Genomic DNA, 25997 nt, shown 5'->3' with positions numbered 1-25997 from the left:
CCAGGCCTTGGCCTGGGGGTTTGCGTTTCTAGCGTCGTTATTTCAGCCAGAGCTACTTCACGGTCACATTAACGGATCCGTTACGCCAATCACGTAGAACGCAATAAGGGCGATGGTACCGGTAAAGATAAGGTAGTAGATCGTCGGCAGAATCGTCTTACGGATGGTGGCCCCTTCACGGCCGAGCAGGCCCACCGTCGCTGATGCCGCAACCACGTTGTGGATAGCGATCATATTACCCGCCGCCGCACCGACTGCTTGCAGTGCCACCATCATGGCGGTGGAAAGGCCCAGGGTTTCAGCAACACTGAACTGGAATTCCGCCAGCATCAGGTTCGAAACCGTGTTGGAGCCTGCAATGAAGGCCCCCATCGCCCCGACCGCGGGGGCAAAGAAGGGGTAGATGCCGCCAACACTGTCGGCCACCGCCTGTGCCATCATCACCGGCATCGAGACCAGGTCCGCACCGTTAACGCCGGAGTTGATAAGGATACGTACCATCGGCACGGTAAAGATCAGCACGAAGCCAGCACCAAAAATGGTTTTAGTGGATTCCGACACCGCTGCGCTCATTTTTTGCGGATTCATGCGATGCAGGAAGTAGGTCACGATAACCACGGCCAGGATGATACCGCCCGGCAGGTAGAGCGGCTGAACACCGCCGCTAACACCCGCTTCACCCAGAATATTGTTCCAGCTGAGATTGATCGAGGTCAGAGCGACGCGTAGCGGTTCGATGGTGCGCGAAGCGACCAGGAACAGCGCCAGCAATACGTAGGGTACCCAGCCTTTGAAGGTGGACATCGGGGCTCTGCCGACAACGTCATCCAGCTTGATCTGCAGGTTGCCGATCCACTCGTCTGGCCACGAAGTCGATTCAGGGAAGTCCCAGGTATCTTTAGGCATCAGGAAGCCGCGTTTGGCCGCCGGAACCACAATCGCCAAGCCTACCATCGCGCCGATCATCGACGGGAACTCAGGGCCAAGCAGCACGCCTACCAGCATGTAAGGCACCACGAAGCAGATACCGGTGAAGATGGCGAAGGGAGTAATCGACAGCCCCTCTTTCCAGGAACGGTTAGCGCCGAAGAAACGCACCATGACGGTGACCAGAATCAGCGGCATTAAAATACCCACGATGCCGTGAGTGATCGCCACTTCGCTGGTTACCAGTTGGAAGAAGACATCCCAGCTGGAGCCTACCGAGTCAAGTTCAGTGGTAATGCCCGCTCGATCCAAGCCGCTACCGACACCCACCACAATAGGTGTACCGACCGCGCCAAAGGAGACCGGTGTTGACTGGATCATCATGCCAACGACGACTGCCGCAAGAGCCGGGAAGCCGAGCGCGACCATCAGCGGTGCCGCCACGGCGGCTGGTGTACCGAAGCCAGACGCGCCTTCGATAAAGCAGCCGAACAGCCAAGCAACAATCAGCGCCTGTACGCGACGGTCAGGGCTAATACCGGAGAAGCCATTACGGATAGCCGTAATGCCGCCGGAGTGCTTAAGCGTGTTAAGCAGCAGGATGGCACCAAAGATAATCCATAGAAGGCCAGCGGTTTGGATCAAGCCTTGAATGGTGGAAGCCGCGACACGGCTAAACGACATATCCCAAACGGTTAAGCCAATGATGGCGGCTGTCAGGAAGACGAGAGGCATCGCTATCTTGGCAGGTATTTTAAACCCAACGAGTAAAATACCGGCCATCAACAGCGGCAAGAAGGCCAGAAGTGCAAGTATCGTTTCATTCATGGAAGGAACTGCCCCTTGTTATTAATTTGGTATGCTCCGCAATAATCGCCCAGCATTTGTATCGCTTGCCGGGTGTAGGGGAAAGATACGTTTAGGCTAACCAGATGACTACATTGGAAAATTGGTCTTACCAGTGTAACGCTTGTTTTGAATGTAAGATTACGCTACTGGTTTTTTCCTAATTTATTGTTTTTAAAATATTTTTAGATGTATTTTCAAGGCGGGTGCCCCGCTGGCCCATTAGACTAATAGACAGTGCTAAGTAGTCTCTCTTGCACGGTTAGATGGTTGGGCTCATTGTTAACTACGCTAAGTGTGTAAGAGAGCCTTCTAAGCCCTTTTACCCATTATTTTCACCAACGATCCTCTCAACAAAAAGGCGGTAGTGATGGCACTAAAGCTTTATGACCTGTGCGGCCGAGATGAACGGCTACGCTTCTCACCTTACTGCTGGCGCGTGCGCATGGCGCTCGCCCACAAAGGCCTGGAATTCACCACCGTGGCGTGGCGATTCCTCGACAAAAAAGCGTTGGAGTTTGCTGACTACGACAAAGTGCCGGTGCTCTGTGATGGCGATCAAGTGGTGACCGATAGCTTTGAAATCATGCGCTATCTGGATAAAGCCTATCCCGACGCCCCCATGCTGGGTGAAGGGGCCAGTTATCAGCGGGTTTTACTGTTCAAATACTTTGTTGAACGTAGCGTAACACCAGCACTGTTTCGCATTATTGCCATGGATCTGCTCGCGGCCATTCACCCAAACGATCGCGACTATTTCCGCAAAGCTCGTGAAGCGCGGTTTGGTTGCACATTAGAAGAGTTCCATCAGCCAGAGCAGGGCAAACAGCAGCTCAAGCAGGTATTAGCACCCGTGCGCGACCTGCTACGGGACAGCGCCTTTTTAGACGGCGATGCACCTGCCGGTTCCGATTATCTACTGTTCGGCAGCATGATGTGGGCGCACGTCGTATCGACACAGACGCTAGTAGAGGCTGGCGACCCGGTCGATGAATGGTTTAAGCGTATGCTAAGCGTACACGGTGGAGAAGCTAGCAAGGCCCTGACCGTGCGCGATCTATAACGCCAACTGCGCGATATAGCTGACAAGGGCGGTACGCTAACGTACCGCCTGATTAAGAGTGAAAGCTTGATAAACTCATGGCGAGTGAATCAACGTTTTCAACAAGGAGATGGCAATGATTGATCTGTACTACTGGACAACACCTAACGGCCACAAAATCTCCATCATGCTCGAAGAAGCCAAACTGGCGTATCGAGTGAAGCCAATCAATATTGGCCGCGGCGAGCAGTTTGACCCTGAATTTCTCACTATTGCCCCTAATAACCGCATTCCTGCGATCGTCGATCACGCGCCGAAAGATGGCGGCCAGCCGCTTTCGATGTTTGAGTCTGGCGCGATTCTGGAATACCTCGCCGATAAGAGCGGTCTTTTCCTGCCTGCTGCGGGCCGCGAACGCTACATCGTGCTGCAGTGGCTTCACTGGCAAATGGGCGGTTTAGGCCCGATGGCAGGCCAAAACCACCACTTTTGCCACTACGCCCCGCAGAAAATTGAGTATGCCATCGAGCGTTACGTGCGTGAAACCAATCGCCTTTACAGCGTGTTGGATCAGCGCCTGGCGAATCACACTTATGTGGGCGGCGATGACTACTCGATTGCCGACATGGCGATCTACCCCTGGATTGTTCCTTGGGAAAAACAGCGTCAAACCATTGAAGAGTTCCCCGACCTAGAACGCTGGTTTGAGATGGTCAAAGCACGCCCAGCCGTGCGCCGGGCGTACGCATTAGTGGAAGAAGTAAATCCCCAGGCAGGGGTGGAAATGGACGAGCAAGCGCGTAAGCATTTGTTCGGTAACCGCTAGTCGTCGGGGTGCCGACAGCGTTTTGCACTAACCAGAAGTGAGCAGGCGCAGCATGAGTAAAAACCATGTTGCGCTGCACAAAAAGCACTGCTAGCTTTAATAGCAGCAGAGGCAACAGCCTGGCTAACAACCGCCTAATGCAGGCGTGTTTATGTGCTAGCTCACATCTGGAGATATTAAGATGAATAAAGCGACTGATAAGACAACGCAACAGTTTGAATCCGCTTTTGTTTCACCCATGCGTTCTTATACGTTAACCGCCCTTGATTACTACGATCAGCTTTTCAGTGCGCAAATGGACGCTTTCCGTGCCTACTCTGATATGGCAATTTCACAAGCGCGCACTTGGCTTGATGTAAAAGACGCTGATAGTTTCAAGAAAGCGATGGAAAGTCAGCAGAAAACAGCCAGTGAATTCATGGAACGCGTAAAAGGCGATACTGAAAAAGTGACATCAATCGGTAAAAGTTTCGCTCAAGATAGCCAGCAACATGCGGAAGAATCCACGAAGAACGTGGTAGAAAAAGCGAAACAATAAGTTAGCTTTAGACTATCTAAAAGCGCTTTGCCCTATAGGGGCGCGGCGCTTTTTTGTATCTAGCTAATGGCAAAAGGTGTAATGACCGTTAACGCTTAGCTGTAGCTTCAGCTTCTGCAGCAGCTAACTTGGCCTGCCGGTCAGGCTTGCCCGGTAAGATGGCATCCAGCAATAAAGCGGCGAGGGCGGCAGGCACTAAGCCCGACTTAAGCAACAGCCCCAACTGCCCAGGCATGGTTTCAGAAATTGCCTCGACGGCAGGCAGGCCGATCCCCAGGCTTAGCGACACGGCGATGATCAGCATATTGCGCTGATCCAGCTCGCACTCTTTGATGATTTTAAGACCCGCCGACGCGATCATGCCGAACATCACTACGCCTGCTCCGCCAAGTACCGCAGGCGGCATGGCGGCCACCAGCCCACCCAGCTTGGGAAATAGCCCCATGGCGATTAATAGCAGCCCGCCAATAGTCACCACATGGCGGCTAACCACGCCAGTGAGGGTAATTAGGCCAACGTTCTGCGCATAAGCGGTGTTGGGCAGCGTGTTGAAAACGGCGGCAAATGAAGTTGCGACCCCATCGGCCATCACGCCGCCGGAAAGCTCGCGGTCTTTAGCGGGTCGGCCAGCGCCGGTGGTGGTAATGGCAGAAATATTGCCAATCGTTTCGAGCCCAACCACGAACATAATCAGCGTCATGCCGACGATCGCGGTGCCTGAAAACGTCATGCCGTATTCCAGTGGTTTGGGTAGCGCGAACCAAGCAGCGTTACTTAGCGAGGTAAAATCGACCTTGCCAAGAGCGATGGCAACCACGTAGCCAGCCATTAAGCCAAACAGAATGGAAGACGCTTTAATAAAGCCCCGCCCATACTGGTGAATGGCAATCGTCACGCTGAGCACAAAGAGTGCTAGAAGTAAGTTGCCGGGTGATGCAAAGTCATCCGCACCCGCACCGCCTGCGGCATAATTGAGGCCAACCGGCATCAGCGTAATACCGATCAGCAGTACCACGATGCCGGTCACCACCGGCGAGAACCAATGGCGAATCTTCTTCAAAAAAGCGCCGAGCACAATTTGTAGCAGTCCAGCCACAAAGGAAGCACCGAGCACGGCAGGCAGGCCAAATGCTTTAGCCAACGGTAGTGCCACCGGCAAAAAACCAAAGCTGGTGCCCTGCACAATCGGCAGGCGGGCGCCTATCGGACCAATACCGATGGTTTGTACCAGCGTGGATACCCCCGCCACAAACAGCGCCACTTGAATTAAAAAAATCTGCTCCGCCGGGTTAGCGCCGATCACGCCAGCAATAATGATCGGCGGTGTCACGTTGCCAGCGAACATGGCCATAATATGCTGCAGGCCTAGCGGAATCGCCTTGGAAAGCGGCGGCATCGCATCAGGATTTTGATTGATAGTACGCGAAGGCCGCGTTTGGGCATCGGGCGGAGAAGACATTAGGGAGCCTTTATTCGCAGTGGGTGGCATTGTTTATTTATTGCATCCAGTTACTAATAAAAGTGTATACAAGAAATAAATGCAATAGCCCCTTCGGCGAATAGGCGTCAACGCTTTGGTTTATTGTTCGGCCCGCGCCCTTAAACGAAACCCCGCAATGCGAATGATTTGCTCAATGGCCGTTTGTCTTTCGGTGGCTGCATCGTTGTCCAGGCGCTCTTCAAAGGCAGCAAGAATGTCATGCCGATCCAGCCCTTTAACGGCAATCACGAAAGGAAAACCAAACTTCTCCTTGTACGCCGTATTGAGATATTCAAAGCGCGCAAACTCTTCAGGGCTACACTGGTCGAGCCCGGCGCCTGCCTGTTCGCTGGTTGAGTCTTGAGTGAGCTCACCTGCCATGGCGGCTTTACCTGCCAAGTCTGGGTGCGCCTGAATCACTTTAATTTGCTGTTCGCTGCTTGCCTGCTGCAACATAAGCCCCATCAACTCGGCCAGTGCATCTGGGGTGTCGTGGGCTTCCGTCAGGCCGTGCTGCCAGGCCGCTTCGGCCACCCAGGGGGAGTGTTCATAAATATCCCCATAATGGTGGGTAAGCATTTCAAGGCTGCACTTGCTAGGCGCGGGTGAAAGCAGTAACGGGTGAGATGTTGGCATTGACACTCTCCAAAGCGGGTAATGTTAAAGCGACGGTGGTTCAAAAGGTGCGTGGATGGAATTACTGTATACAATAAATGGCAGTAACGGTACTCTTTGACCAATAGGTTAAGCAAAGCAAACAACGTTATAAATAAGGAGTGGCTATGGGCCGTTTAACCACCCACGTACTGGATACCGCCAAAGGACAGCCCGGTCAGGGGATTACTATTGAGGTGTTTCGCCTTACAGGCAGTGAGCGCCAACACCTGAGTACAGTGATTACTAACAGTGACGGGCGTTGTGATGCACCCATTTTAGAAGGTGATGCGCTCACATCAGGGGAGTACGAGCTGGTGTTCCATGCCGGTGATTACCTGCGTGCCCAAGGCGTTGAAGCTAATGAGCCGCGCTTTTTAGACGTAATCCCGCTGCGCTTTGGCGTTGCGGATGCCAGCCAGCACTATCATGTGCCGCTACTTCTCTCGCCCTATGGCTATTCAACTTATCGCGGTAGCTGATTTGTCTGAAACCTGGCTGCTCTCGCTGAGTTTTCAGGCAAACCTAACGAGATTTATTTTATGCAAGCGTACCTAATCGATTTTGTTAATTTGCTGCTTCGCTGGCTGCATGTAATTGCGGCTATCGCCTGGATCGGTGAATCGATCTATTTTGTCATGCTGGATAATAGCCTGCGCGCACCGAAAGCTGAGGAGGACCGCGAGAAGGGCGTCTTTGGTGAAATGTGGTCGGTGCATGGCGGTGGTTTTTATCACAACCAAAAGTACGCCACCGCGCCCGCCAAGCTACCCAACGATCTGCACTGGTCATTCTGGAAAGCCTATACCACCTGGCTTTCCGGTTTTGCGCTGTTTGTGATTCTCTACATGGTCAATCCAGGCTTCTATCTGGTAAACCCCAATAGCCCCTGGGAGTGGGCCGCCAACATGACCGGCTGGCAGGCCAACGTGCTGGCACTGGCATTTCTACTCGGTGGCTGGGTGGTTTATAACGAGCTGTGTAAGCGCATTAGCCCCAACATGGATCGCGACGGCCTGCTCAGCATTGCGGTTGCCGTGATGATGGTGATAGTTGCCTATCTAAGCACGCAAATGTTTACCGGCCGCGCCGCCTTCCTGCTCACGGGGGCGGTGATGGCGACGGCGATGTCGGCTAACGTTTTCTTCTGGATTATCCCCGGGCAGCGCCGCATGGTAAAAGCCATGAAGGCAGGTGATGCCCCCAATCCGCTGGATGGCAAACGCGGCAAGCAGCGCTCGGTGCATAACACCTACTTCACGCTGCCGGTCGTGTTGCTGATGGTGAGTAATCACTACTCCTTTATTTACTCCCACGAGCTTGCCTGGGTGGTGATGGTGCTGTTTATCTTTGCTGGTGCCTTGATCCGTCAGTTCTTTGTCTTGATGCATGCAGGCAAAACCCAAACCGCGTATCCGGCCTTTGGGGTCGCGCTTATTCTGTTAGCCTTTTGGGTAGCTGCACCGAGCGCTTCATCCACAAGCGGCGATGCCGGCGCGCAAGGGCCGGATCAGGCGCAAATCACTGGCTTGATCGAGCAGCACTGTGTTCAGTGCCACGCTCGCAACCCCGATCATGCTGGTTTTTCAGCGCCACCCGCCGGGTTTGCTTTCGATAGCTGGGATGAGATTCTGGGCCAAAAGGCGCAAATTCAGCAGGTTGTCGCCAGCCAATATATGCCGTTGGGCAATATGACCAACATGAGCGATGAAGAGCGCGATATCATCACCGCTTGGGAGGAATGATCAGAGAGGCTAGCTATGAGTGATGCGCAGGCGCCGGTAAAGCGGCGCGCTCCTGCTAAAGAAGTTAAAAATAGCAAAGAGGGCGATGAGCGCCACAATGCTATCTATCGCTCCGTCAGCGACGCGATTGTTGAGCAGCGCTTAAAGCCCGGCGCCCGGCTGCGCGAGGATGCCCTGGCGGACGTGTTCGGCATTAGCCGCACCGGTATTCGTAAAATCCTGCAACGTTTGGCATTGGAGCAGTTAGTCACGCTAACACCGCGTCGTGGCGCCAGCGTCACCCGACCCACCGCCGACGAAGCCAAAGACGTATTCGATGCCCGCCAGTTGATCGAGTGTGGATTAATGCCCGATGTAGCGCGACGCATGGGCGAAAAAGAAGCAGCGGAGCTGCGCGAAATGGCCCGCCAGGAGCGCCAAGCGCTGCGCAGTGGCCAGCAGAGCGTGGCCATCCGGCTATCGGCCGATTTTCACGTGCGCTTGGCACAATTATCAGGCAACGCCACCCTGGCAGAGTTTGTCGAACGCCTCTGCTCGCGCTCATCGCTGATACTCGCCGTCTACGGCCATCGCGGCCACTTAGGCTGTGAATCCCACGACCATGATGACCTGATCGGCTACCTGGAAACAGGCAACGGCGAGCGCGCCAGAGCCTTTATGAGCCGCCACCTAAAAGCTATCGAAGCCTCGCTATCGATGTTCGAAGAAGAAGAGAACGTGCCGGATTTGCAGCAGATATTTGGGGAGTGAGAGCAGCAACCTCAAGCTGAAGCTCTCAACCAAGACTATCTCACTCCGCTTGCCGGAAATCCTGCTTGCTAGGGTTAAAATCGAAGTAAACAAGCGACATAAGTCCTACCAGTTGCTGATACAGATTTGGCTTTCGGATGATGTGAAGGGCAGCCGTCGAAGCTGAAGTGCTGGCGACACGTAATGACGTTCGGCAGCATGATGTGTTTTGTTAACCCAAAGCCCTCAATACAGCCTGAGGCTCCTTTGAAACCACATGCAGTAAAGCCAGCGCTGGCCCGTGGGGCGTGCGGTCTCCACGCTCCCAGTGCCTCAACGTCGCCACACTAATACAAAACTTGGAAGCAAACTCCATTTGAGTCATACCTAAATTCTTGCGAATTCCAGCAACATCGACTGGTTCAGGACGATGAGTCCTAGCTGCAACTTTACGTCCTTGATTAAGCTCAATGGCTTCCTGTAAGCCTTGAGCAATACTTTCATATGCACTAGCCATGATTTTTCTCCAATGCTGTATGAATAAGAATGCTGACCAGCTTAGCAAGCGCATTTCTATCAGCTTTTATTAAGTTTGCCCGCTCACCTTTACCAAACATCGTTAGCAAATACATTGGGAGTCGTTGGTCATGGTAGTAGTAAATGATGCGCACACCACCACTCTTTCCTTTATTACCTCTGCTCCAACGAAGCTTACGAATCCCACCTGTACCCTCCATCACATCGCCAGCCAGCGGGTGCTCGGCAAGATAGTCGATGACAGACTTGCGCTCAAAATCAGTGAGTAGTGCATCTGCCCGCTTAATGTATTCTGGAAGCTCAGTGATTGTAGTCAGCATATTGAATAGAGTAATCCAATGGATGACTTAGGGCAAGCTATTAGACATGGATCAATGTTTGCTCATACGCATGCTGTATTACTAACAAGAAAAGCGCCATCGGTTGTGTGCCGATGGCGAAAGTTTTATTTTAAATCAGTCAGTTACATTTTTACCGACTTAGCTAACCTTCTGCTCAGCCAACGCAGGCGAAGCCTTAAACTGGCGCATCAAACCGTAGTAGAACAGCCCACCCAATCCTGCACCAATCAGCCAGCCGTAGCCGCCAAGTGCGGATAGCGCGGGTACTAACACGGTGGAAAGCGAGAACAGCGCCGCCACGCCAAAGGCAATAAGCGCGCGGGTGTTCCAGCCGTTGACGTAGTAGTAGGCGCTGCCCGGTGCTGATGAGAAGAGCTCCTGCATGTTTAAGTGCTGGCGCTTAATCAGGTAGTAGTCGACCACGATAATGCCGTAGAAGGGCGCGACGATGGCCCCTAGCGCATTTACAAAGCCGGGAACGCCAATCTGGCTGATGACCGAAAGCCATAGCGCGCCGACAAAGAACGCGATGACCGCGGTAATCAGGCCACCCATCTTAAAGCTGATTTTGCTGGGAAACAGGTTGGCCAGGTCGTAGGCGGGAGGAATGAAGTTGGCGACCAGGTTGATGCCCACCGTGGCAGCAAAGAAGGTGAGCGCGGCGATAATCGTCAGCGGCAGTGAATCCACACGCTCAACGATATCGGCGGGGTTGGTCAGTGCTTCGCCAAACAGCACCAGGGTGCCAGCGGTAATAATCAGCGCGATAAACGAGAAGAACGCCACGTTGAGCGGCAAACCCAGCAGGTTGCCTAGCTTCATCTGACGCTCGGTTTTTACAAAGCGGGTGAAGTCACCGAAGTTGATTACTACTGCTGCGAAGTACGCCACCATGGTGCCGACAATCGCCATAAAGGCCGCGATTGAGCTTCCGCTGGTTTCACTGCCACCGCTGAAAATGGTGCCAATGGCGGGGATCAGCTCGCTTCCCGCCTGGAACCAGACAATGATCATCAGCACCAACATCACCACGTAGACCAACGGGCCCGCCCAGTTGAGGAAGTGTTTAATGCGCTCTATGCCTTGCCAGAAGATCGCTATCTGAAACAGCCACACAATCACAAACGACACCCACGCCACGCCGGAAAGCCCCAGGAAGGTGCTGCCGCTGCCTGCACCCACAAAGGCGGTAATGAGTAGGGTGACAGCGGTGGAAGCGAAGTAGGTCTGCACGCCGTACCAAAAGATCCCCACGATGGCGCGCAGCATCGCGGGTAGGTTCGCGCCGCGTACGCCCATGCTGGCGCGAACCATGACGGGGAAAGGAATGCCGTATTTAACGCTGGGCTTACCGGTGAGGTTGACCAGAAACATCACGATTACGCCCGCCAGGATAATCGCTGCCATCACCGCCCAGCCATTCAGGCCGTAGGTTAAAAACAGCGAGGCGGCGAGGGTGTACCCAAACAGGCTCTGGATATCGTTAGACCAAACGTTAAATATCTCAAAGGCGCCCCAGTTACGATCCTGGGGTTTAAGCGGCGCGAGATCCTCGTTATAGAGCGTGGGATCAATGTGCTTAATATCCAGGTCACTAACGTCGTTACTCTCTTTCATCTTATTAGCTCTTCGGTTGGCAAATGGAGTTACTGACTAAAGCGCTGGCAGGGAGCCCAGTACTTCATCAACAGATAGTAGGTAACACCGGCGGGGATCAGGCTGGCGTACCACGAGATCGCCGAGAAAGAGAGCGCCGCCACAATACCCACCGCCGTGGCGATGAAAGCGGCCAGGTTAATACCCTGATAAGGCCCGTTAACGTCATACAGTTTGTCGATATCCAGCGTGCGACGACGAATCACATAATAATCGACCACCAGAATGGCGAAGATGGGGCCCAGGAAAGCAGAGTACGTTTGTACAAACAGCTGGAGGCCTGCCGCAGAACCCGGCTGAACCAGTTTCCAGGGGAAAGTGGCGAAGGCCAGCAAGCCAACGATCACCGTGGCGACCGAGAACTTGATCTTGAAGATGTCCATTAACACATAGGTCGGCGGTACCACGTTGTTAAGGACGTTGGTGGTGACCTGGGCAAAGGCGATGAACAGCAGGGTGGTCATTAACAGCGGGGTGTTGTCGACGGCATTGGCAAACACCTGAATAGGATCGGCGGTGCCAGTAGCCTGGGAGACCATATAGCCGATCAAGCCCATAAACAGCGTACAGGGCAGAATCGACATGGCGTAGATGGTGGTCAGCAGGCTCTGGGCCGTGCCCTTTTTATGCTCGCGGGAGTAGTCGCTGACGTTGAGCATCATGGTGCTGTAGATGCCCAGGAACAGCATGGTCGCGCCCCAGAACGGCATGCCCCAGGAGCCTTCCATGGTTAGCAGACTGGCGGAAAGCTCATCGCCATAGCGTTGCACCGTGGCGTAGAACATATACACCAGTGAGGCTAGGATAAAGGCACTGCCGATATTCTCTAACCACTTGATGCCCTGAAAGCCCATCACTGACAGGCCGATTTGCAGAAACTGGAAGGTAATGAAGTAGAAGATCAGATTGTCGAAACCGAACAGGGTGGCCGACACCATATTGAGCGCCCCGGCACCAATCCAGCTTTGAAAGCCGTACCACACTACCGCAGGTACCGCGCGCACCAGGCCCGGTAAACGCGTGCCGGTAAAACCAAACGCGCTACGCGCCTGCACCATAAACGGAATGCCGTACTTGTATCCCGCGGCCCCGTTAATGGCCAGGGCTATCCCGATCACAAAGCAGCCGATGGCAATGGCCAGGGTGGCTTGTAACAGGTTTAAGGTGCCGACCACGCTGGAGCCCATGGCGAAGGTGCCAATTGAAACGCAGCCGCCGAACCACGCCAGAAAGTAGGAGCCGCGCCCCATAATACGGGTGTGTTGAGGGGCTAGGCTTTCCGCCCCGAGTGCTTTTGATCCAGCATCGGATCGTTCTTCTGACGCAAGAGCCGAGGGTGAAGCGCTCATGATGTCGTCCTCGCAAGATTATCGGTTTTATTGGCAGCTTGAGTACGTTGAGTACCCAAGCAACGCTTGCGGCGTGGCGTGCTAATGGACGTACTGGTTTTTAAAATATAGTTTTCAAAATTCTGTTTAATTTATTGTTTTTAAATGTTTTTCAGCTGTTATGACTTATGCGGTAAATCCAGATTGGAAAGTTCAGAAAACTTACCGGTGAAGGTTTTTGGCCGTGGGTAGGCAAGGTCGCCGTGCTTACTGGTGTGAAGCCCTAAACTGACCAGCGATTCCGCCAGTTTCAGCGCGGCGGTAACTCCTTCTACTACCGGTAGGCCCACTTCTTGACTAATCTGTTGGGTCAAGTTGGCCATGCCGCCGCAGCCTAAAACGATGGCGCCAATGCCATCTTCATCCCTCGCGCGGCAGCACTCTTCAACAATGCGCGTAAACGCCGCGTCAGGGTGATGCTCAAGATCCAACACGGGGATTTCAGCGGCGCGTATACGACGGCAGTGGTGACTAAAGCCGTACTGTTGAAGTAGGTGCTCGGCGATAATGCCGGTGCGGCCCAAGGTCGTGACGATAGAAAAGCGCGTGCTGACCAGCGTAGCAAGATGAAAAGCCGCTTCAGCGATGCCAATGACCGGCGCGCGGGTCAGTTCTCGTGCGGCAAGCAAGCCAGGGTCGCCAAAACAGGCCACTATATAGGCATCGATGCCGCCTTCGCGCTCGCCCTTGAGGACTTCTTCGGCCACCCCTACCGCACTGATCACTTCGTCGAAATGGCTCTCGATAGAAACCGGGCCAGCATCCGGCTGTGAAGCGCTCACCGTGGTGCCAGCGCCTGCCTGTTGCTGTGCTGCCTGATGAATAGCAGCGGTCATCGAGGCCGTGGTGTTAGGGTTAATAATTCGTATATGCACGTTAAATAATCCGCATGTAAACAATATAGCTTTTCTTGTATACAAAAATAGGGCGGTTTCTAGCGAGACGCAAGGGTCTAGCCGCGAATACATGACGAAAGTGATAGGCTAAAAGTTTGACCAATTGTTCAAGATTCAATGGCTTAACGGTTTTGATAGCGAGAAAGGCTATTGGTGTCAGAGGATTAGCGTCCAGCTGCGTTGCGGTACGCTATTAATGTCGCTATTTTGTATACAAATAATTAGTTGCCGCACTGGCATTGCTCATCGAATAGAAGCTAACCAGTGCTGGTCAGAAATATGACTGAAGGAGCTAACCATGTCGTCCTCATCCAAGGTGCATTACCCACGCGATTTGATCGGTTACGGACGCAATCCGCCTCACGCCAACTGGCCCAATAAAGCTAAAATTGCCGTCCAGTTTGTGCTTAATTACGAAGAGGGCGGCGAAAATAGCGTGCTGCATGGCGATACCTGCTCGGAGCAGTTTCTGTCGGAAATTATCGGTGCCCCGGCCTATCCAGACCGCCATTTGAGCATGGAGTCGATCTACGAATATGGCTCCCGCGCCGGGGTGTGGCGCATTTTGCGCGAGTTTGAGAAACGCGATCTGCCGCTCACGGTGTTTGGTGTGGCCATGGCGCTGGAGCGCAATCCAGAGGTGGCCATGGCCTTTAAAGAGCTAGGCCATGAGATTGCCTGCCACGGCTATCGCTGGATTCATTATCAAGAAGTGCCCGAGCACGTTGAGCGGGAGCATCTACAGCAGGCCATGGAGATTTTTCAGCGCCTTTACGGTGAGAAGCCCCAAGGCTGGTACACCGGCCGCGATAGCCCCAATACCCGGCGGCTGGTGCTTGACGAAGGCGGTTTCCTTTACGATAGCGACTATTATGGCGACGACTTGCCTTTTTGGACGCAGGTGACCGATAGTCAGGGCAGTGACCACAACCACCTGATTGTGCCCTACACGCTGGACAGCAACGATATGCGCTTCGCCGCGCCGCAAGGTTTTAACACTGCGGATCACTTCTTTACCTACCTGCGCGATGCCTTTGATGTGCTTTACGCAGAAGGGGAAGAGGCGCCCAAAATGCTCTCGGTGGGCATGCACTGCCGATTGTTGGGCCGCCCGGGGCGTTTTCGCGCGCTGCAGCGCTTTTTGGATTATATCGAAACCCACGACCGCGTTTGGGTGGCCCGCCGGGTCGATATCGCCCGTCACTGGGCAGAGAACCACCCGGCGCCAATCCGTTGAAAGGCAAAATAATGAAACAATCTACTTACTACGCTCCCACTGGCGGGCACCCGCCGCAAACACAGATAACCGCTGATCGTGCCGTATTTACCGAAGCCTACGCGCTAATACCCAAAGGCGTGATGCGCGATATCGTCACCAGCAATCTGCCGTTTTGGGAAGGCACCCGGCTGTGGGTGCTGGCGCGGCCGCTGTCGGGGTTTGCCGAGACGTTCTCCCAGTACATTATGGAAGTCCAGCCCCAGGGCGGTAGTGATAAGCCCGAGCCAGACCCCCAGGCGGAAGGCGTGCTGTTTATTGTGGAAGGTGAGTTAACGCTTACTTTGTCAGGCGAGCGCCACGTTATGCAGCCCGGCGGCTATGCGTTTATTCCTCCTGGTAGTAACTGGCAGGTGCGCAACGAATCAAACGCGCCGGTGCGTTTCCACTGGGTACGCAAGGCGTATGAATTTGTGGAAGGGCTCGAGGTGCCACAAGCGTTTGTCACCAATGAGCAGGACATTGCTCCCATCGAAATGCCGGGCACAGAAGGGCGCTGGGCCACTACACGTTTTGTCGACCCTGCGGACGTTCGCCACGATATGCACGTCAATATCGTGACCTTCCAGCCCGGCGGCGTGATCCCCTTTGATGAAACCCATGTCATGGAGCACGGCCTTTACGTGCTGGAAGGCAAGGCCGTTTATCACTTGAATCAAAATTGGGTAGAGGTAGAAGCCGGGGACTTCATGTGGCTACGCGCCTTCTGCCCCCAGGCCTGCTACGCCGCTGGTCCAGGGCCGTTCCGTTATTTGTTGTATAAAGATGTTAACCGCCACGCTTCTCTCAAACTGTCGTCACGCTAAGGAGCTGTCATGTTGACATTAAAAGCCGAACCGCTAACGGCCGAGGCCTTCGCCCCTTTTGGCGATGTGATGGATGCACGTACGTCAGCGTCGTTTCCCATTAACGCCGGGCGCACTCAGCGCCACCATGATCTGGCGAAGGTCGAAACCCTGGGCGAAAACGCCCACACGCTGATCAACATCTTTGTTAGCCAGCCGGTCACACTGCCGCTCGAGCTCACGTTTCTAGAGCGCCATCCCCAGGGCAGCCAAGCGTTTATGCCGCTGCATCAGGAACGTTTTATCGTTGTAGTAGCGCCGCCCGGTGAACACATCAATCCTGACGAAGTGCGTGCTTTTGTGACCGATGGCCGCCAAGGCGTGAATTACCGCGCAGGCACTTGGCACGCCATTCAGTCAGTGCTAGAACGTGAGGGCGAGTTCTTGGTGGTGGATCGGGGCGGCGATGGCAATAACTGCGATGAGTTTCCCCTGGCAATTACCGTTATGTTGGAATAATACGTACATTTCGTGTTGCAGGGCTGTCATATAGAACGCGTTAAACTGATAAGCTAGTGTTATTAAACAAAGTCACTACACGCTCATTAGCATGGTTGGAATATTATGAACGCACTGCACTTCTCTACGATCCGTCGTACCAAAATTGTCGCCACCCTTGGACCTGCCAGCGACCGTGAAGGCGTATTGGAGGCCATGCTCAAGGCGGGTGTTGATGTGGTGCGTCTTAATTTCTCTCACGGTACCGCCGATGATCACCGCCGCCGGTTAACCGAGGTGCGTGAAATTGCCGCCAAACTGGGCCGCAGCGTAGCGGCTCTAGGCGACCTCCAAGGTCCCAAGATCCGCATTGCGCGGTTTAGAGATGGCTCCGTAGTGCTTAAAGAAGGCCAGCCGTTTATTCTCGATATGGAACTCGACGGCGATGCCGGTGATATCCACCAAGTGGGTTGTGACTACAAAACCTTGTCACAAGATGTGGCTGCTGGTGATCGTCTGCTGCTAGATGACGGACGTTTGGTGCTGGATGTGGCTCGCGTTGAAGGGCAACAGGTACATACCACCGTGGTTGTGGGTGGCAAGCTCTCCAACCATAAAGGCATCAACAAGCAGGGCGGCGGCCTCTCCGCCCCGGCGTTGACCGAGAAAGACAAAGAAGACCTCAAAACCGCTGTTGATATTGGCGTCGACTATCTAGCCATTTCCTTCCCTCGTCATGCCGAAGATATGCTGGAAGCACGCCGTTTACTGGGCGAAGCGGGTAAGGACATTGGCCTGGTCGCCAAGGTCGAGCGCGCTGAAGCGGTCGCTGATGACGCCACCCTGGACGGCATTATCGAAGCTTCCGAAGCGGTCATGGTGGCACGCGGTGATTTAGGCGTAGAAATTGGCGATGCCAAGTTGGTGGGCGTTCAGAAACGTATGATCAAGCGGGCGCGTTCTCTTAACCGTGCTGTGATTACCGCAACGCAGATGATGGAAAGCATGATTTCGGCGCCGCTACCTACGCGTGCTGAAGTCTTTGATGTGGCCAACGCGGTATTGGATGGCAGCGATGCGGTCATGCTCTCAGCGGAAACCGCCGCGGGTGACTATCCCTTGGAAACGGTAGAAGCAATGTCGCGTGTTTGCCTGGGCGCTGAGCGTGAAAAATCTGCCCAGGAGTCTGGTCACCGTATTCATGAAGGCTTTACCCGCCCAGACGAAACCATCGCACTTTCCGCTATGTACGCGGCCAACCATATGACCGGCGTCACTGCCATTGCCTGCATGACATCGTCGGGCTATACGCCATTGATCGCGTCGCGCATTCGTTCTGGCCTACCGATTGTTGGCTTGGCGCATAACCCCATCGCTCAGCGCCGCATGGCACTCTACCGTGGGGTCGTTTCGCTGCCGTTCGATACCTCTGATATGACACCCACCGAGCTAAACGACCGTGCGCTGGAACTGTTGGTGAAGACTGGTATCTCCAAAGCAGGGGATCACGTGATCCTTACCCGCGGCGACCATATGAACGCTCATGGCGGTACCAATACCATGAAGGTGATGGAGATTACCGATCAGCATGCTGAGCCTAGCAACAGCTAATGTAGCTCGCGGGCTGCTGCTGGTCTGCTTGCTATTAACAGGTTCCCCCGCAGCAGCGGGGGGACCTCCTATTGTGGCGGCGGCCTCTGATCTCCAGTTTGCGCTGACGGAGGCCGCGGAGCAGTTTCAACAAGAAACAGGCCACGCCCTGCGGCTAAACTTTGGTTCGTCGGGCAACTTCCGTCGCCAAATCGCCCAGGGCGCACCTTTCGAGCTGTACCTTTCTGCTGATGAGCGTTACGTTCAGGCGCTTTATAAAGAGGGTCACACCAAAGACGAGGGCGTTATTTACGCCATTGGTCGGTTAGTGTGGCTGCAGCGCGCAGGGCGCGGTGATTTGCCCAGTGCCGATGCGCCACTGGCTGGGGTAGAGGCCGCGCTTGAAGCGCAAGTGAGCGGCACTACTGAACGCATCGCCCTGGCGAATCCCGAACACGCGCCCTATGGCGTGGCGGCGCAGCAGGTTCTTGAGCACGCCGGGCTTTGGGAGCCAACTGAGCCGCTGCGAGTGCTGGGAGAAAATGTCTCACAAGCGGCGCAGTTTGCGCTTTCCGACGATGCGCGCGGTGGTCTGGTGGCTTATTCCTTGGCCTTAGCGCCTGCGCTTAGTGAGCGAAGTGAGTACGCACTCATCCCTGAGGGCTGGCATAGCTCGCTTCGACAACGCATGGTGTTGACTAATCAGGCGGGAGAAGTGGCCAGTAATTTTTATCACTGGTTACAGCAAGACGAAGGGCAATCCATCTTGCGCCGCTACGGTTTTAGCGTTGAATAATGGATGGCTCTTAATGGATTGGTCGGCACTCTCAGTCTCGCTACGCCTTGCAGGCTTTACCTGCTTACTACTTATCCCCATCGCTATTTGGCTAGGCCGCGCCCTGGCCTACGCGCGTTTCCGGGGCAAAGGTCTATGCGAAGCGCTGATTGCCCTCCCGCTGGTACTGCCGCCTACCGTACTGGGCTTTTATCTGCTGTTGAGCTTTGGCCGCGATGCGCCGGTGGGTTCGTTTTGGGCAGAAATGACCGGCAGCGGGCTGAATTTTACCTTCACAGGCATATTACTGGCCTCACTGATCGCCAATCTGCCGTTTGCCGTGCAGCCCATTCAGCGCGCCTTTGAACATGTGCCCCACAACCTACGAGAAGCGGCCTGGTGCAGCGGCTTGAGCCCCTGGCAAACGCTGCTGCGTATCGAACTGCCCTTGGTATGGCCAGGCATTATGTCCGCGGCAGCGCTAACGTTTGCCCATACGCTGGGCGAATTCGGCGTCATCTTGATGGTGGGGGGCGCTATTGATGGCGAAACCCGCACCCTTGCCATTGCCATCTATGATCGCGTTCAAGCCTTTGACGAACAGGGCGCGGCACAGATGTCGGCGCTGTTGCTGTTGGTGTCGTTTATTACCTTGGGGCTTGTCTATGGACTGGCCGGGCGCAGGCGGTGGGTACGTGGCTAATTCGCGCATCACCGGGCCGATCGAAGGACTAGGCGTGGCGGTCCACCAAACGGGGCCGATTCCGCTGGCCGCCGAGTTTATCTGCCAACCCGGCGAACTGCTGGCGCTGGTAGGGCCGTCGGGCAGCGGGAAAACCACTCTGCTGCGGACTATTGCCGGGCTTTATCGCCCTCAAAATGGGCGTGTGGAATGCGCTGGCGACGTTTGGTTTGATGCTGAACGTAAGCATTCACTTCCGCCCCAGCGTCGGCAAGTCGGCATGGTGTTTCAGGACTATGCGCTGTTTCCCCACTTAACCGCGTTAGAAAATATTCAACTGCCGCTGCGTCATCTGCCTCAACCTCAGCGCCGAGAACAAGCGGAACAGTGGCTGGCCAAGGTGCGTTTAGACGGGCTGGGCAAGCGCTACCCCAACGCGCTTTCCGGTGGGCAACGCCAGCGTGTCGCGCTAGCCCGCGCCTTGGCCCGCGATCCGAAAGTGCTGTTGCTCGATGAACCGTTTTCAGCGGTGGATCAAGTGACCCGTCGGCGTTTGCAGCGCGAACTGGCACTGCTCCGCCAGCAAATCGAGATTCCCATCGTGCTGGTAACGCATGACCTGGAAGAAGCCACGGCACTGGCGGATCAAATCTGCGTGTTGCATAACGGCGTAAGCCTTCAGCAGGGTTCGCCCGAGGTGCTGTTCAGTCGCCCAGCCACGCCGCTAGTAGCACGCTTGCTGGACCGCCATAATCTCTTTGAAGGCACCGTCGTAGAGTTAGAAGGCCAGCGTCGCCTGCAGTGGGGGAAAACTTACCTGGAAGTCGCTGAAGGACTTACCAACCTGCCACTGGGAGAGACCGTGGCCTGGTATTTGCCGCCTTCCGATATTGTGCTTCACCGTCGTGATCGGCCTTCGCAAGGCGAGCGGGAAAACCCGCTGGCTGCCACGGTCAGTGAGGTAGTGGTGTTGGGTGGCATTACGTCAGTTTCCTTAAGCGTTGACCACGGTGATATGTTACGTTTCGACATTGCCACCCATGCTGCACGTCGCAATCAGTTAACCCGCGGGGCAGTGGTGAATGTTTCACTGCTGGCGGCAGGAATACACCTGTTGCCAGGCCACCGAGTTCGCGCAGATGCGCATGACAAAAGGAAGTAAGCATGGATCACACGCGTCGCACGCTGCTTAAAGCATCGTTACTGTTACCGCTGGCGGCGCTGTTGCCGATGTCGTTACTCAGCTCGTTTGCCTGGGGGCAGGCAACGAAAGAGATGCAGACGCTGGCGCTGGCTATTCATAGCGAGGGCGGGCCGCACCGCTTAGACGTTGAGGTGGCAGAAACATCCTCTCAGCGACAGCGCGGATTGATGGGGCGTGAGAGCCTGCCGGAAGCGCAGGGCATGCTATTTCGTTTTGAGAATGAACAATCGGTCAATAACGCTTTTTGGATGTATAAGACATTGATTCCCCTTGATATTGCCTTTATCGATGCAAATGGCCGTATCGTGGCGATTAATACCATGCCGCCCTGTGAGTCCACTTCACCGAGCGACTGCCCCTCTTACCCTCCTGGTACGGCGTATCATTCAGCGCTAGAGGTTAATGGTGGGTACTTTGCCGAGCGCGGCATCAAAGTAGGCGACTGTGTGTCCATCCCTGAAGACACCGGCTTCTGCCAACCTGCGAATTAAGCGGGGTGAGGGTTGCGGCGGAACTTCAGCACAATCAGAGCGATACCCGCAACCACTAAGCCGCCGCCCACCAGTTTATGCACGCCTAGGCTGTCGCCCATCAACAGCACGCCTAGGCCGACCGCCAATACCGGTACGAGCAGCGTCATGGGTACCACGCGATTAACCGGATGGCGACGCAATAGGGCGTACCAAATGCCGTAAGCCACAATAGATGACATGACCGCGGTGTATACCATCGCCCCCCAGCCTACCCAGCTTGCCTGCCGCATCGCCTGCCACTGGCCACTCTCAAACAGCCACGAACCCAGCGCTACCTGGGGTACCGCAAACAGTGCTACCCAGCCAGCCAATGCGAGCGGAGCAATTGGCGGGCCGCGTTTAATCAATAGCTGCGATACCGCCCAACCGAGAGCGCTCATCAATAAAATACTGAGCGGCAGAGGCGAAGGCAGTGTGGGCCCTCCGGCGAGCACGATCACTCCGGCAAACGAGAGTAGCAGCCCCGCGATACGTTTGGGTCCCAGCTTCTCTTTAAGAAATACCACGGCTAGCAGCGTCGCAAAAGGCGTACCCATTTGTACCAACAGCGCCCCAGTGCCTGCTTCGGCCTGCCCCAAGCCAATAAATAGCAGGGCAAAGTGGAGACTGCCGAAGGTGATGGATAACAGCAGCAAAAACGGCAGCTGTGCCCGCGCTACCGGGTAGAAGGGCACCAGCAGCACCGCGACCAGCATAAAGCGCAGCGTGGTCATCAACAGCGGCGGCAACTCCACCACACCGACCTTGATCACAATGATATTCAGCGCCCAAATGACGATAACAAATAGGCCAAGCAGCAGGTCGCGTAGGGGCACATTGATGTCCGTTCATTGATGTTTTTTGCTAGATGAAAACGAGCGTCATTGCATACGCTGCGCGATCTCTCGCCACAGTGCAGCGTAGGCGCGACCGCCTGGACTGCTGCGGGCGAAATGCCCGACCGGCGCGCGTTCGACACCCATGCGCTCGACCGCACTAGCGTTTGGCACGGTCGTGGACAAGCGCCTCGGCCAGCGCTCGCTGAGACTCTCCATCACCTCGCGGTGGAGGGTTTTGCGGCGGTCGGCGAGGGTTACGAACGGCCAGATTGGGCAAGCCTGCTCGACCGCGTCAAGATGACCGTCCAGTTGCTCGAGGGTGCGCAAAGACAGGGTCGTCGGCACCACCGGCACCAGTAGGGCATCGACGCTGGAGAATATCTGGTCGGCGAGTGCCGACAAGCTCGGCGGGCAGTCGAGTATCACCAGGTCGTAACTGGTCATTACTGGTTTGAGGATCTTGCGCAGTCGACTAGGTTTGCGGGTTTCCATCGACGCTTCCAGGTCGCGGGAGCCCAGTGCCGCAGGCAGCAGGTCGAGCCCCTCAATGTCGGTCTCGCGGATCGCCCGATCAAGGTCGGCCTTGCCCTTGACCAGTTTGTCGACACCACCGCGCACTTTGGGTTTGCTGCGCAGGTAGAAGGTGGTGGCTGCCTGGGGGTCGATATCCCACAGCAACACTCGCTTGCCGTCGCGTGCCGCTTCAGCGGCGAGATTGACGGCGGAGGCGGTCTTACCCACGCCGCCCTTGATACTGTAAAGCGCCAGCATCTGCATGGGAAACTCCTTGATTGGTAACTGTTTTAGTCTAACCGATTGGCCCACACGGATACGTGACGTTTCTATGACGGCGGCGGTGGTAGTAGCGTCACACCGCTGTGATACACGCCGAAAGTCGGTCGTTAATAGCCGATAGAATGGCTTTCCTTCCCCTCAAGAATACCTACAATGGAGTGCTTATCGCCAACATGCACGCAATGCGCACCGTTATTTAGGCGATACAGTGATAGACCTCCTTATAAAGTCACCATAAAAATCGATAAAAAAGGATCTACTATGACGCTGAAACGCTCAATGGCTCGTTTCACTGCCGGCTTGGCAGGTGCGGCTCTGCTTTCCGCTTCCCTGTCTGCACAAGCTCGTGAACTCTCGGTGTCCACTGTTTTGTCCGACGCTTTCCCTTGGGGGCAGGCGGCGGAGAAGTGGGCCGAATTGGTGGAAGAACGCAGCGGTGGTGAACTCACGCTGCGCGTTTACCCCAACTCTCAGCTTGTTTCCGGCGACCAAACCCGCGAATTTTCCGCTATGCGTTCTGGGCTAATCGACGCTGCGGTGGGCTCGACGATCAACTGGTCGCCCCAGGTGCCGGAACTCAATCTATTCTCCTTACCGTTCTTCATTCCCGATGAAGCCGCCGTGGATGCGGTCACCGGTGGTGAAGCGGGAGAGCTAGTGTTTGAAGCAATCGAATCACGTGGGGTTATCCCGTTAGCCTGGGGTGAAAACGGTTTCCGTCAGGTTTCCAATTCGCGTGGGCCGATTAGTCAGCCGGATGACCTGGACGGTCTGAAAATTCGTGTGGTGGGTTCGCCGCTGTTCCAGGATACCTTCTCTGCACTGGGCGCCGACCCCACCCAAATGAGCTGGACCGATGCTCAGCCAGCGTTAACGACTGGCGCGGTGGACGGCCAGGAAAACCCGCTTTCTGTGTTTGACGTGGCGCGTATTGATCAAGTGGGCCAAGAGCATTTAACACTCTGGAACTACATGAATGATCCGCTGATTTTCGCCGTTAACCAGCAGGTTTGGCAGTCGCTGGATGAAGAGCAGCAAACCATGCTGCGTGAAACCGCCAAGGAAGCTGGTGAATGGGAAATCGCCATGACCCGTGAAGAGGAGAGTGAACGCTTAGCGGCGATTCAAGAGCGCGGTGTGACGGTGACCGAGCTTTCTGATGAGCAGTACCAAGCGTTTGTCGATGCGACACAGTCCGTTTATGAGAAATGGGCGCCGCGCATTGGTGAAGAGGTGGTCAACGCCGCACAAACGGCTATCGACGCACGTTAATTACCTATGATGTTCTAACTCCCGGCCCTCAAGGCTGGGAGTTTTTTGCTGTGAGGCTGCCATGAAAGGCTTTCCTGATGCACGCCCCGAGCGCTGGCTGGGCGCGCTGGCGTTAATCATTATCTCATTGATCAGCCTGGGTAATGTCATTACCCGCTATCTGACCGGTGGCTCTTTTTCATTTACGGAGGAGTTTTCGGTGTTTTTGTTGGTAGTGCTGACGTTTGCCGGGGCCTCGGTGGCGCTGCGGCGCAACCGCCATATCCGTATTGGCTTTCTGGAACGGGCACTGCCACCCAAATACCGTCGGGCTCTGATCCTTTTGCAAGCGCTGTGCGGTGCCATTGTGCTGGGTTTGATCACTTGGTATGGCGGCAAGTTGGCTTGGCAGGAGTACCAGTGGGAGTCGCTTTCGCCGGGGCTGGGGTTGCCTCAGTGGTGGTATTTAGTCTGGTTGCCAGTGCTTTCCGCGGCCATGTTATGGCGCTTGTTCCAGCAAACCGCTGACCGTTTGACGGGGAGGCTCACCGATGAGCCCTGATGTTTGGATGATTCTGGCCTTTGCAGGCTTGCTGATTGCGGGTGTGCCGGTGGCGTTTTCATTAGCGCTTTCCGGGGCTGTCGGTATCGTGCTTGGCTTGTCTCCGGATATGCTGGCGACCCTGGGCACTAATACCTATAACAGCATCGCCAAGTACCCCTTGATTGCGATTCCGTTATTCATTTTAACCGGGCTTATCTTTGAGCGTTCCGGTGTGGCGCTTCGCTTGGTGCGTTTTGCCCAGGCGCTGATTGGCCCTCGCCACGGCGGCTTGGCGCTGGTCGCGGTGTTGGTGTGTATGATTATGGGCGGCATGAGCGGCTCTGGCCCTGCCGATGCGGCGGCCGTGGCGATGGTGATGCTGCCCAGCATGACCAAAGCGGGCTACCCCAAGCCGTTTTCGGCCACGCTGATTGCGGCCTCAGCCTCGACGGCGATTCTTATACCTCCTTCAGTGGCACTGATTCTTTACTCGATTGTGGTGCCCGGTGTTGATTTGCGGGCGCTGTTTGCGGCGGGGCTGTTTCCTGGCATGTTGGCGGGGATAGCACTGCTGGTGCCTGCCATGATCGTTTCCAAACGCTATGGTTGGGAGGGCGGCACGCCGGTAGAGGGCGCTGAACAGCTCAGTGTGCGCACCACTTTTAAACAGGCGATACCGGCGCTGTTTGCTCCTGTGCTGATTTTAGGCGGCTTGCGTTCAGGCTTGTTTACACCCACTGAAGCCGCCGTGGTGGCGGTGGCCTATGGCGCGATTGTCGGGCTTTTTCTTACTCGTGAACTGTCGCTACGCGATTTGTGGGAGCTGTTAGGCGAGGCGGCGATTATCTCAGGGGTGGTGATGCTGATTATCGCGCTGGCCGGAATTTTTGCCTGGGCGGGCACCATGCTGGGCACCTTCCGCCACTTGGCGGAGTGGATCATTAGCCTGACCGATAACGGCGTGCTGTTGCTTATTCTGGTGATGTTGGCGGTGCTGGTCGCCGGGATGCTGCTGGATGCGATCTCGATTTATCTGATTATGATGCCGATCTTGATCCCCGTGATGCAGCACTTTGAATGGAACCCGGTGTGGTTCGGTATTCTATTGGCAATGAACATTGCTATTGGCCAGTTTACCCCGCCGGTGGCGGTGAATTTGATGGTGACGACCGAGGTGGCCAAAATTCGTTTGGAGCATACGCTCGGCTGGGCGCTGTTGTTTGTGGTGGCAATGGGGTGTGCGCTAGCGCTGGTGGCTATTTTCCCCGCTATCGCGCTATGGCTGCCTACCGTGTTGGGCTATAACGTTTGATGCGGGCTCAGAAATTAGTGATCATAAGGCATTGCTCATGTCTAACAAGCAGCGCATATCCTTATCCCCTATGCCAAAACGGTATAGGGATTAACGCTTACTAAACGTTACCAACCACTAAACTACTATCTACCAAGCTGAAATGCGTTTTAAATAGCGATAGGTACTGCGGCATGTCGTTAAGCACGCTTTTTTCGCTAAAGGCTTAGTTTTTCGCTAAAGTAGTATTAGCAGGCAGCCAACGGGTGCTTGTAACAGATTGTCTTAAAAACAGTTTGTCTTGAAAATAGAATGTCTTGAAAAACGTTTTGGAGCAAAATCACCTATGG

Annotated in this window: 28 protein-coding genes; 18 read left to right on the top strand and 10 right to left on the bottom strand. The window is 55.0% G+C overall.

The genetic code is table 11. From position 1 onward, the window contains the following. Positions 1-63: 63 nt before the first annotated feature. Positions 64-1755, bottom strand: coding sequence for an L-lactate permease (locus ACWI0H_RS16555; RefSeq protein ID WP_339884779.1), 1692 nt, complete (start codon positions 1753-1755; stop codon positions 64-66). Positions 1756-2143: 388 nt separating this feature from the next. Between ACWI0H_RS16555 and ACWI0H_RS16550 the strand changes: the two genes are divergently transcribed. The 3 genes from ACWI0H_RS16550 to ACWI0H_RS16540 all read left to right on the top strand — a co-directional run bounded on the left by ACWI0H_RS16550 (position 2144) and on the right by ACWI0H_RS16540 (position 4179). Continuing rightward, positions 2144-2836, top strand: a complete 693-nt coding sequence (locus tag ACWI0H_RS16550) for a glutathione S-transferase family protein (RefSeq protein WP_176302369.1) — start codon at positions 2144-2146, stop codon at positions 2834-2836. Positions 2837-2951: 115 nt separating this feature from the next. Continuing rightward, positions 2952-3641: a glutathione binding-like protein gene (locus ACWI0H_RS16545; RefSeq protein ID WP_008955992.1), complete on the top strand. Its 690-nt coding sequence runs from the start codon at positions 2952-2954 to the stop codon at positions 3639-3641. A gap of 181 nt (positions 3642-3822) precedes the next feature. Beyond that, a complete protein-coding gene (locus tag ACWI0H_RS16540; RefSeq protein WP_485874008.1) occupies positions 3823-4179 on the top strand; it encodes a phasin family protein in 357 nt (118 codons plus the stop codon). Between the two features lie 88 nt (positions 4180-4267). On the opposite strand, the gene ACWI0H_RS16535 is transcribed toward ACWI0H_RS16540, so the two are convergent. Then, the gene (locus tag ACWI0H_RS16535; protein WP_485874007.1) at positions 4268-5638 is read right to left on the bottom strand and encodes a uracil-xanthine permease family protein; all 1371 of its coding nucleotides are present in this window, start codon (positions 5636-5638) and stop codon (positions 4268-4270) included. Positions 5639-5758: 120 nt separating this feature from the next. Further along, a complete protein-coding gene (uraD, locus tag ACWI0H_RS16530; protein ID WP_485874006.1) occupies positions 5759-6295 on the bottom strand; it encodes a 2-oxo-4-hydroxy-4-carboxy-5-ureidoimidazoline decarboxylase in 537 nt (178 codons plus the stop codon). A gap of 146 nt (positions 6296-6441) precedes the next feature. Between uraD and uraH the strand changes: the two genes are divergently transcribed. From uraH to ACWI0H_RS16510, 4 genes are read left to right on the top strand one after another with little or no spacing between them, the layout of a single operon-like run. Continuing rightward, entirely contained in the window at positions 6442-6795 is a 354-nt protein-coding gene (gene uraH / locus ACWI0H_RS16525) for a hydroxyisourate hydrolase (RefSeq protein WP_008955996.1), read from the top strand. A gap of 60 nt (positions 6796-6855) precedes the next feature. Beyond that, the gene (locus tag ACWI0H_RS16520) at positions 6856-8058 is read left to right on the top strand and encodes a urate hydroxylase PuuD (protein WP_485874005.1); all 1203 of its coding nucleotides are present in this window, start codon (positions 6856-6858) and stop codon (positions 8056-8058) included. Between the two features lie 15 nt (positions 8059-8073). Continuing rightward, on the top strand, positions 8074-8808 hold the full coding sequence (locus ACWI0H_RS16515; RefSeq protein ID WP_485874004.1) for a GntR family transcriptional regulator: 735 nt from the start codon (positions 8074-8076) through the stop codon (positions 8806-8808). Next, positions 8798-8974 carry a CopG family antitoxin gene (locus ACWI0H_RS16510; RefSeq protein WP_217908766.1) on the top strand — a complete coding sequence of 59 codons (177 nt, stop codon included), beginning with the start codon at positions 8798-8800 and terminating at the stop codon, positions 8972-8974. Before ACWI0H_RS16515 ends, ACWI0H_RS16510 begins: the two co-directional genes overlap by 11 nt. A gap of 45 nt (positions 8975-9019) precedes the next feature. On the opposite strand, the gene ACWI0H_RS16505 is transcribed toward ACWI0H_RS16510, so the two are convergent. From ACWI0H_RS16505 to ACWI0H_RS16485, 5 genes are all read right to left on the bottom strand, one after another. Next, complete coding sequence (locus tag ACWI0H_RS16505) at positions 9020-9304, bottom strand: helix-turn-helix domain-containing protein (protein WP_176302375.1); 285 nt, start codon at positions 9302-9304, stop codon at positions 9020-9022. After that, on the bottom strand, positions 9297-9644 hold the full coding sequence (locus ACWI0H_RS16500; protein WP_485874003.1) for a transcriptional regulator: 348 nt from the start codon (positions 9642-9644) through the stop codon (positions 9297-9299). Before ACWI0H_RS16500 ends, ACWI0H_RS16505 begins: the two co-directional genes overlap by 8 nt. A gap of 159 nt (positions 9645-9803) precedes the next feature. Then, positions 9804-11282, bottom strand: coding sequence for an NCS1 family nucleobase:cation symporter-1 (locus ACWI0H_RS16495; protein ID WP_485874002.1), 1479 nt, complete (start codon positions 11280-11282; stop codon positions 9804-9806). Between the two features lie 29 nt (positions 11283-11311). Next, positions 11312-12670, bottom strand: coding sequence for an NCS1 family transporter (locus ACWI0H_RS16490; RefSeq protein ID WP_485874001.1), 1359 nt, complete (start codon positions 12668-12670; stop codon positions 11312-11314). A 158-nt stretch (positions 12671-12828) separates the two neighbouring features. Then, positions 12829-13584, bottom strand: coding sequence for an aspartate/glutamate racemase family protein (locus tag ACWI0H_RS16485; protein ID WP_485874000.1), 756 nt, complete (start codon positions 13582-13584; stop codon positions 12829-12831). A 319-nt stretch (positions 13585-13903) separates the two neighbouring features. On the opposite strand from ACWI0H_RS16485, the gene puuE reads away from it, so the two are divergent. The 8 genes from puuE to ACWI0H_RS16445 all read left to right on the top strand — a co-directional run bounded on the left by puuE (position 13904) and on the right by ACWI0H_RS16445 (position 20906). Further along, positions 13904-14842 carry an allantoinase PuuE gene (gene puuE / locus ACWI0H_RS16480; RefSeq protein WP_485873999.1) on the top strand — a complete coding sequence of 313 codons (939 nt, stop codon included), beginning with the start codon at positions 13904-13906 and terminating at the stop codon, positions 14840-14842. Between the two features lie 11 nt (positions 14843-14853). Then, the gene (locus tag ACWI0H_RS16475) at positions 14854-15687 is read left to right on the top strand and encodes a bifunctional allantoicase/(S)-ureidoglycine aminohydrolase (protein ID WP_485873998.1); all 834 of its coding nucleotides are present in this window, start codon (positions 14854-14856) and stop codon (positions 15685-15687) included. 9 nt (positions 15688-15696) lie between these two features. Beyond that, positions 15697-16185: an ureidoglycolate lyase gene (locus ACWI0H_RS16470; protein ID WP_485873997.1), complete on the top strand. Its 489-nt coding sequence runs from the start codon at positions 15697-15699 to the stop codon at positions 16183-16185. Positions 16186-16290: 105 nt separating this feature from the next. After that, positions 16291-17775 carry a pyruvate kinase gene (gene pyk, locus ACWI0H_RS16465; protein WP_485873996.1) on the top strand — a complete coding sequence of 495 codons (1485 nt, stop codon included), beginning with the start codon at positions 16291-16293 and terminating at the stop codon, positions 17773-17775. After that, positions 17753-18550, top strand: coding sequence for a molybdate ABC transporter substrate-binding protein (gene modA / locus ACWI0H_RS16460; RefSeq protein WP_485873995.1), 798 nt, complete (start codon positions 17753-17755; stop codon positions 18548-18550). The genes pyk and modA overlap by 23 nt, the downstream gene beginning before the upstream one ends. Before the next feature lie 13 nt (positions 18551-18563). Next, on the top strand, positions 18564-19232 hold the full coding sequence (modB, locus tag ACWI0H_RS16455; protein WP_008956011.1) for a molybdate ABC transporter permease subunit: 669 nt from the start codon (positions 18564-18566) through the stop codon (positions 19230-19232). Beyond that, entirely contained in the window at positions 19195-20373 is a 1179-nt protein-coding gene (locus tag ACWI0H_RS16450) for an ABC transporter ATP-binding protein (protein WP_101147497.1), read from the top strand. Before modB ends, ACWI0H_RS16450 begins: the two co-directional genes overlap by 38 nt. A 2-nt stretch (positions 20374-20375) precedes the next feature. Further along, complete coding sequence (locus tag ACWI0H_RS16445) at positions 20376-20906, top strand: DUF192 domain-containing protein (RefSeq protein WP_485873994.1); 531 nt, start codon at positions 20376-20378, stop codon at positions 20904-20906. Here ACWI0H_RS16445 and ACWI0H_RS16440 read toward each other — a convergent pair. Together ACWI0H_RS16440 and ACWI0H_RS16435 are read right to left on the bottom strand one after the other, a co-directional pair. Continuing rightward, on the bottom strand, positions 20903-21763 hold the full coding sequence (locus ACWI0H_RS16440) for a DMT family transporter (protein WP_485873993.1): 861 nt from the start codon (positions 21761-21763) through the stop codon (positions 20903-20905). The two genes, ACWI0H_RS16445 and ACWI0H_RS16440, sit on opposite strands and share 4 nt — an antisense overlap. Positions 21764-21808: 45 nt before the next feature. Further along, positions 21809-22543: a ParA family protein gene (locus ACWI0H_RS16435; RefSeq protein ID WP_485873992.1), complete on the bottom strand. Its 735-nt coding sequence runs from the start codon at positions 22541-22543 to the stop codon at positions 21809-21811. Between the two features lie 279 nt (positions 22544-22822). On the opposite strand from ACWI0H_RS16435, the gene ACWI0H_RS16430 reads away from it, so the two are divergent. The 3 genes from ACWI0H_RS16430 to ACWI0H_RS16420 all read left to right on the top strand — a co-directional run bounded on the left by ACWI0H_RS16430 (position 22823) and on the right by ACWI0H_RS16420 (position 25668). Further along, the gene (locus tag ACWI0H_RS16430) at positions 22823-23833 is read left to right on the top strand and encodes a DctP family TRAP transporter solute-binding subunit (RefSeq protein ID WP_176302390.1); all 1011 of its coding nucleotides are present in this window, start codon (positions 22823-22825) and stop codon (positions 23831-23833) included. Positions 23834-23894: 61 nt separating this feature from the next. After that, positions 23895-24374: a TRAP transporter small permease gene (locus tag ACWI0H_RS16425; RefSeq protein ID WP_485873991.1), complete on the top strand. Its 480-nt coding sequence runs from the start codon at positions 23895-23897 to the stop codon at positions 24372-24374. Then, positions 24364-25668: a TRAP transporter large permease gene (locus ACWI0H_RS16420; protein WP_485873990.1), complete on the top strand. Its 1305-nt coding sequence runs from the start codon at positions 24364-24366 to the stop codon at positions 25666-25668. Before ACWI0H_RS16425 ends, ACWI0H_RS16420 begins: the two co-directional genes overlap by 11 nt. The last annotated feature ends 329 nt before the right edge of the window (positions 25669-25997 follow it).

The organism is Halomonas sp. NYA30, from assembly GCF_976980765.1.
This window is presented reverse-complemented; position numbering and strand designations above follow the sequence as displayed.

Coding starts and splice junctions, on each gene's coding strand:
- ACWI0H_RS16555 (WP_339884779.1), bottom strand. CDS start 1,755: ATGAATGAAACGATACTTGCACTTCTGGCCTTCTTGCCGCTGTTGATG.
- ACWI0H_RS16550 (WP_176302369.1), top strand. CDS start 2,144: ATGGCACTAAAGCTTTATGACCTGTGCGGCCGAGATGAACGGCTACGC.
- ACWI0H_RS16545 (WP_008955992.1), top strand. CDS start 2,952: ATGATTGATCTGTACTACTGGACAACACCTAACGGCCACAAAATCTCC.
- ACWI0H_RS16540 (WP_485874008.1), top strand. CDS start 3,823: ATGAATAAAGCGACTGATAAGACAACGCAACAGTTTGAATCCGCTTTT.
- ACWI0H_RS16535 (WP_485874007.1), bottom strand. CDS start 5,638: ATGTCTTCTCCGCCCGATGCCCAAACGCGGCCTTCGCGTACTATCAAT.
- uraD (WP_485874006.1), bottom strand. CDS start 6,295: ATGCCAACATCTCACCCGTTACTGCTTTCACCCGCGCCTAGCAAGTGC.
- uraH (WP_008955996.1), top strand. CDS start 6,442: ATGGGCCGTTTAACCACCCACGTACTGGATACCGCCAAAGGACAGCCC.
- ACWI0H_RS16520 (WP_485874005.1), top strand. CDS start 6,856: ATGCAAGCGTACCTAATCGATTTTGTTAATTTGCTGCTTCGCTGGCTG.
- ACWI0H_RS16515 (WP_485874004.1), top strand. CDS start 8,074: ATGAGTGATGCGCAGGCGCCGGTAAAGCGGCGCGCTCCTGCTAAAGAA.
- ACWI0H_RS16505 (WP_176302375.1), bottom strand. CDS start 9,304: ATGGCTAGTGCATATGAAAGTATTGCTCAAGGCTTACAGGAAGCCATT.
- ACWI0H_RS16500 (WP_485874003.1), bottom strand. CDS start 9,644: ATGCTGACTACAATCACTGAGCTTCCAGAATACATTAAGCGGGCAGAT.
- ACWI0H_RS16495 (WP_485874002.1), bottom strand. CDS start 11,282: ATGAAAGAGAGTAACGACGTTAGTGACCTGGATATTAAGCACATTGAT.
- ACWI0H_RS16490 (WP_485874001.1), bottom strand. CDS start 12,670: ATGAGCGCTTCACCCTCGGCTCTTGCGTCAGAAGAACGATCCGATGCT.
- puuE (WP_485873999.1), top strand. CDS start 13,904: ATGTCGTCCTCATCCAAGGTGCATTACCCACGCGATTTGATCGGTTAC.
- ACWI0H_RS16475 (WP_485873998.1), top strand. CDS start 14,854: ATGAAACAATCTACTTACTACGCTCCCACTGGCGGGCACCCGCCGCAA.
- ACWI0H_RS16470 (WP_485873997.1), top strand. CDS start 15,697: ATGTTGACATTAAAAGCCGAACCGCTAACGGCCGAGGCCTTCGCCCCT.
- pyk (WP_485873996.1), top strand. CDS start 16,291: ATGAACGCACTGCACTTCTCTACGATCCGTCGTACCAAAATTGTCGCC.
- modA (WP_485873995.1), top strand. CDS start 17,753: ATGCTGAGCCTAGCAACAGCTAATGTAGCTCGCGGGCTGCTGCTGGTC.
- modB (WP_008956011.1), top strand. CDS start 18,564: ATGGATTGGTCGGCACTCTCAGTCTCGCTACGCCTTGCAGGCTTTACC.
- ACWI0H_RS16450 (WP_101147497.1), top strand. CDS start 19,195: ATGGACTGGCCGGGCGCAGGCGGTGGGTACGTGGCTAATTCGCGCATC.
- ACWI0H_RS16445 (WP_485873994.1), top strand. CDS start 20,376: ATGGATCACACGCGTCGCACGCTGCTTAAAGCATCGTTACTGTTACCG.
- ACWI0H_RS16435 (WP_485873992.1), bottom strand. CDS start 22,543: ATGCAGATGCTGGCGCTTTACAGTATCAAGGGCGGCGTGGGTAAGACC.
- ACWI0H_RS16430 (WP_176302390.1), top strand. CDS start 22,823: ATGACGCTGAAACGCTCAATGGCTCGTTTCACTGCCGGCTTGGCAGGT.
- ACWI0H_RS16425 (WP_485873991.1), top strand. CDS start 23,895: ATGAAAGGCTTTCCTGATGCACGCCCCGAGCGCTGGCTGGGCGCGCTG.
- ACWI0H_RS16420 (WP_485873990.1), top strand. CDS start 24,364: ATGAGCCCTGATGTTTGGATGATTCTGGCCTTTGCAGGCTTGCTGATT.